This window comes from Pedobacter sp. 05L430, from assembly GCF_056397585.1.
In genome coordinates, this window is record NZ_JBFTNT010000481.1 from 1 (window position 1) to 2862 (window position 2862).

Annotated in this window: 2 protein-coding genes; both read left to right on the forward strand. The window is 37.8% G+C overall.

Annotation, left to right across the window (positions count from 1 at the left end; genetic code table 11):
* Positions 1-1202, forward strand: a 1202-nt coding sequence (locus AC1DG9_RS26610; RefSeq protein ID WP_477635640.1) for a DNA repair protein RecN, incomplete at its 5' end; no start/stop codon positions are given.
* Between the two features lie 81 nt (positions 1203-1283).
* Positions 1284-2862, forward strand: a 1579-nt coding sequence (locus AC1DG9_RS26615) for an SDR family oxidoreductase (protein ID WP_477635641.1), incomplete at its 3' end; no start/stop codon positions are given.

Sequence of the window (2862 nt, forward strand, 5' to 3'; positions counted from 1 at the left end):
CCTTGTTGGCTCAGTACCGTGAGCAGTATAAAGTTTATAAGAAAACACAGCAACAACTATCCATTTTACAGGAAGCTGCTGCAGAAGCCCGCAGTAGACAAGACTACGAACAGTTCCTTTTCAATGAATTGGAAACCGCGGCCTTAAAGTCCGGCGAGCAGGAACAGCTTGAAACTGAATTACAAATGCTTAGCAACGCTGAAAGCATCAAAAGAAGCCTTTTAAATAGTCAGAATATACTGAGTGAACAGGAAACAGCTGTGCTACCTCTATTAAAAGAGGTTATCAATCAGCTTCAAAGCATTGAGAAATTTAATCCTGATTATGCCACATTAAACGAACGCCTAAGGTCTTCACTTATAGAAATTAAAGACATTGCTCAGGAAACTGTAGCATTTGAAGAAGGAATTATTTTTAACCCTTCCAGAATTGAGGAAATTAACGCACGGTTAGACATCATTTATAATCTCCAGCAAAAACACAGGGTAAATACTATTGAAGAATTGCAGGCTATTGAAGCGCAATTATCCCAAAATCTAAGTGAGCTATTAAGCGGAGATGAAGAGATTGAACGACTTACAAAAGAAATAGCCTTGATGAAGGAAGATCTGGAACGCAAAGCGACCGAACTATCGGCAAACAGAAGCAAATCTATAACCAATACAGAAGATCAGGTAGCTAAGGTGCTTAGTCAGGTTGGCATGCCCAATGCTAAAATTAAAATTGAACAGAATGTACTTCCTGAATTGAATAAGGACGGAAAAGACAATATCACCTTACTATTCTCTGCCAATAGCGGGCAGGCGCCTGCTCCTGTGGGTAAAGTTGCCTCCGGAGGAGAGCTGTCCAGACTGATGCTGGCTATTAAGTCCATCATGGCCAAGCACACCTCACTACCTACCTTAATATTTGACGAAATCGATACAGGTATTTCAGGAGAGACAGCCGTTCGGGTAGGTAATGTAATTGGAGATCTGGAACAGAATATGCAGGTAATATGCATTACTCACCTACCTCAAATTGCAGCAAAAGGTGATGCTCATTATTTTGTTTATAAAAATGAAGAGACTGAGCGTACCACAACAGGGATTAGAAAATTAAAGCCTGAAGATAGAATAAGGGCAATTGCTGAAATGCTTAGTGGTAAAGACCCTGGTGCATCGGCCCTAAAAAATGCTCAGGAGCTGCTTGGTTTTAACTAATCTTTAACAATAACCGCCACACATATCTTTTAGATTTTTATTACTTTCGATAAATCATAAGAAGAACCAAAATAAAAAGATATGTATAACTTACTAAAAGGTAAACGTGGTGTCATTACAGGAGCATTAGATCAAAATTCAATAGCATGGAAAGTTGCGGAAAAAGCACATGAAGAAGGTGCTGAATTTGTTTTAACCAATGCTCCTATTGCCATGAGAATGGGTGAGATTAATGCTTTGGCAGAAAAAACAGGTTCTCAGATCGTTCCTGCTGATGCGACCAATGTAGATGAACTTACAAATCTGTTTACCCAATCACAAGAAATATTAGGTGGTAAAATAGACTTTGTGCTCCATTCAATTGGCATGAGTGTAAACATTCGTAAAAAAATTCCTTACACAGAGCTAAACTACGATTATTATCAAAAAGGCATAGATGTTTCTGCACTTTCATTTCACAAAATGCTTGCTGTAGCCAAAAAACTTGATGCAATAAATGAAGGTGGCAGTGTTGTAGCTTTAACCTATATGGCAGCTCAGCGAACCTATCCGTTCTATACAGATATGGCAGACATTAAAGCAGATCAGAAAGAAACTTTACCTGGTGCAGGTGTTTACATTAGTGGCTATAAAATAGCTACGGCAGCCGATAACAATGGCCGCTTTAAAATAAACAACCTGCAACCAGGGAATTACGATATCCTTGTTCAAATGGTAGGGTACCTGCCCTATTCCAAAAATGTTGTCATTTCCGATAAATCAGTAGAGGTAGAACTAACCCTTAAAGAGAATACAGTTCAGTTAAATGAAGTAGTAATTCGTGCAGATCCTAACAGGGCCAAATATATTGAGCAGTTTAAAGAGTTCTTTATTGGTAAATCGCCAAATGCTGCCCAGTGTAAAATACTAAATCCTCAGGTCCTTAATATAGATTATGATGTCAGCAAAAGCTTACTTACGGTAAAAACAGATGAGTTTTTAATAGTTGAAAATAAAGCTTTAGGATATCGCTTAAAATATATGCTTGATAATTTTGAGTACAACTCCAGAACACGCATAATTTATTACTCGGGGCATCCATTTTTTGAGGAACTAAGGGCTTCATCAGCAAGAAGAAAAAAATATACCATAAATCGCGAAATTGCATATTATGGCTCTTCCCAACACTTTTTTAAATCCCTCTATCAAAACAAAACTAAAGAAGAAGGCTTCATCATTAACAAAATGATTAAAGTTCCTAATCCTAACCGTTACCCAGATAAGGTAATAAATGAGAAATTAGCCAAACTGAGAACCATTCCACCAAAGACTGGTATCTTTAAAACCGCGGCTAAAATAGACACGGCACAAGTTAATTTTTGGCAAAAGCAGCAAGATATGCCTAAATATCTTGATAAACTTGACCGTACAGAAGTGCTTCCAGACACGCTGGTTCATTATTACAATCAGAATTTAAAGCTACTTGACTATACTGACGCGCTTTGTGTGATATACACAAAGGAAAAAGAATCCTTAGCTTATTCAAAAACCGGATTTTGGATTTTCCGACCATTGGATTTGCCAAGCTATGAAATCTCTGTAGCCAATTTAATGAACGGACCAGTTCGATTCTATGAGAACGGGGGTATTCAAGATTCGAGATCCTTTTTATACGAAGGCT